The sequence below is a fragment of the Streptomyces prasinopilosus genome, from assembly GCF_001419695.1.
In the GTDB taxonomy this organism is placed as follows: domain Bacteria; phylum Actinomycetota; class Actinomycetes; order Streptomycetales; family Streptomycetaceae; genus Streptomyces; species Streptomyces prasinopilosus.
This window is the reverse complement of the sequence record NZ_LIRG01000827.1, coordinates 1-2,613: the sequence shown is the minus strand read 5'-3', so window position 1 is coordinate 2,613 and position 2,613 is coordinate 1. Positions and strand designations below refer to the sequence as shown.

3 protein-coding genes are annotated in these 2,613 nt (G+C 72.7%); 1 reads left to right on the top strand and 2 read right to left on the bottom strand.

Going from position 1 to position 2,613, the window contains the following annotated elements:
- Positions 1-9: 9 nt before the first annotated feature.
- Together AOK18_RS27145 and AOK18_RS27140 are read right to left on the bottom strand one after the other, a co-directional pair.
- The gene (locus tag AOK18_RS27145) at positions 10-345 is read right to left on the bottom strand and encodes a PASTA domain-containing protein (RefSeq protein WP_055574624.1); all 336 of its coding nucleotides are present in this window, start codon (positions 343-345) and stop codon (positions 10-12) included.
- A gap of 150 nt (positions 346-495) precedes the next feature.
- The gene (locus AOK18_RS27140) at positions 496-1,002 is read right to left on the bottom strand and encodes a GNAT family N-acetyltransferase (protein ID WP_055574623.1); all 507 of its coding nucleotides are present in this window, start codon (positions 1,000-1,002) and stop codon (positions 496-498) included.
- A 98-nt stretch (positions 1,003-1,100) separates the two neighbouring features.
- Here AOK18_RS27140 and AOK18_RS27135 point away from each other — a divergent pair, with 98 nt between their 5' ends.
- Positions 1,101-2,384 (top strand): geranylgeranyl reductase family protein, encoded by a 1,284-nt coding sequence (locus AOK18_RS27135; protein WP_055574622.1) that lies wholly within the window; start codon positions 1,101-1,103, stop codon positions 2,382-2,384.
- Positions 2,385-2,613: the final 229 nt, after the last annotated feature.

Here is a 2,613-nt window from a genome sequence, read left to right as displayed (position 1 = left end):
CCTGACCGGTCAGGGCGGTCCGAGGAGCGCCGTCGCCGCGAGGGGCGCGGCCGGGCGAGGGGCGCCCGGTTCCTCCAGCTCCCGCCGGAGGCCGCCGCCGGGAGGTGCCGGTCCGAGCGGCTCGCGCACGCCCCCCGCGCCGTCCCCCTCCCCGAAGTCGAACCACACGTGCACCGCGGAGTTCCGCGGCACCTCGGCGCCGGGCTGCGGGTACTGGCGCACGACGTAGTCGACGACGGTCAGGTGGAAGTCCGGCCGGTCCGGCGCCTCGAGGGACAGGCCGCGCGCACGGGCCGACTCGCGCGCGTCCACGGCCATCAGGCCGACCAGGCGCGGAACGCGCACCTCGGACGTTCCGGATTGTCTACGCACGGATGTCACCCCCAGCGGTCCCGGCAGCGTAGGCACGGCCGAGCACCGGAAGGAAGCATTCCGTGGCTTACTGTGACAATCCATCACATGGAGTGACCGAACTGGGGGTTGTCGGCTCCGCTTTCAGAGGGTCAGCCGGTAGCAGTGGCCCTCACGGCGCGAGGCCGGTGTCACGAACGTCTCGGCGAGGCGCATCCCGAGCCGCCGGGCGACCGCCGCCGAGCGGGTGTTGCGGGCGTCGACCATCGCGACCACGTCCCGCACGCCGGTGGCGCGCACCCGCTCCAGCGTCCGGTGCGCGGCGGCGGTGACGTACCCCTTGCCCCAGTGCTCCCGGCCGAGGCGCCAGCCGATCTCGATCTCGCCCGTGGGACCCCAGTCCCGCTCCCAGGGCTGGGCGCCCGTGAAGCCGATGACGCGGTCCGTGTCGTCGGCCACGGTCCACAGGCAGAAGCCGCGTTCGGCGTCGTGCCGCCGCTGGCGGGCGGTGAGCTCCTCGTAGACCGACAGCTCCGCGGCCCTGCCGCCGTGGAACTCCATGACGTCCGGGTCGGCGAAGATCCGGTGCCAGGTGAGGGCGTCCTCGTGCGTGGGTACGCGAAGCCGTACAGCGGGCAGAGCTCGGTGCATTGAGACAGCCCTTCAGCCGGGTGATCGATTGTCCTGCATAGACTGCCCGTGTCCAGTGCCGGTCGGCACGCAGATTTCGAACTGGGGGAGATCCCGCCGTGACCGAGCCCCTCTCCGACAACACCGCCGACGTGATCGTCGTGGGCGCGGGGCCCGCCGGCTCCGCCACCGCGTACCACCTGGCCAGGTCCGGTCTCGACGTCCTCCTGCTGGAGAAGACCGCGTTCCCGCGGGAGAAGGTCTGCGGCGACGGCCTCACCCCGCGCGCCACCAAGCAGCTGGTGTCGATGGGCATCGACATCTCCGAGGAGGCGGGCTGGCTGCGCAACAAGGGCCTGCGCATCATCGGCGGCGGGGTCCGCCTCCAGCTCGACTGGCCGGAACTCGCCTCCTTCCCCGACTACGGCCTGGTCCGCAAGCGGGACGACTTCGACGAACAGCTCGCCCGGCAGGCCCAGAAGGCCGGCGCGCGCCTGTACGAGCGCTGCAACGTGGGCGCGCCGATCATCGACGACCGCACCGGCCGCATCACCGGCGTGAAGGCCAGGCTCGGCGAGGAGAAGCGGGACGTCACCTTCCACGCCCCGCTGGTGGTGGCCGCCGACGGCAACTCCACCCGGCTGTCCCTGGCCATGGGCCTGCACCGCCGCGAGGACCGCCCGATGGGCGTCGCGGTGCGCACGTACTTCACCTCGCCGCGCCACGACGACGACTACCTGGAGTCCTGGCTGGAGCTGTGGGACCGGCGCGGCCCGCAGGACCGGCTGCTGCCCGGCTACGGCTGGATCTTCGGCATGGGCGACGGGACGAGCAACGTCGGCCTCGGCGTGCTCAACACCTCGGACTCCTTCAAGGAACTGGACTGGCGCGAGGTCCTGAAGGCCTGGTGCGCGTCGATGCCCGAGGACTGGGGCTACACCCCGGACAACATGACCGGCCCGATCCGCGGCGCCGCGCTCCCGATGGCCTTCAACCGCCAGCCGCACTACACGCGCGGACTGCTGCTCGTCGGTGACGCGGGCGGCCTGGTGAACCCGTTCAACGGCGAGGGCATCGCCTACGCCATGGAGTCCGGGCAGATCGCCGCCGAGGTCATCGTCCAGGCGCACGCGCGGGCGACGCCCGCCCAGCGGGAACTCGCCCTGAGGCGCTACCCGCGCGTCCTGAAGGACACCTACGGCGGCTACTACACGCTCGGCCGCGCGTTCGTGAAGCTCATCGGCAACCCGAAGATCATGCAGATCGCCGCCCAGCGCGGACTGACGCACCCGATGCTGATGAAGTTCACCCTGAAGCTGCTCGCCAACCTGACGGACCCCACGGGCGGCGACGCCATGGACCGCGTCATCAACGGCCTGAGCAAGGTGGCGCCGAAGGCGTGAGGCGCCCCGCGGCACGGCTCCCGCGCGTGCGGGAGCCGTGAGGGGCGCTGTGGGCGGCCGGGGCCGGAGGAGCGGGCCCACGGCCGCCGACGCGTGTCCGGGGCGCCGTGAGGGGCCGCCGCGCGGCTGTACGCGGCCCGGCCGGGACGTGGCGTCCCGTCAGGCCCCGTCGGGCAGCCGGTCATCCGGGACATGCGGGTGATACCGGACGGCCGGGCCGCGTACAGCC

Bases quoted from the DNA above. Each gene is read 5' to 3' on its own strand.
- AOK18_RS27140 (WP_055574623.1), bottom strand. From the start codon at position 1,002: ATGCACCGAGCTCTGCCCGCTGTACGGCTTCGCGTACCCACGCACGAG.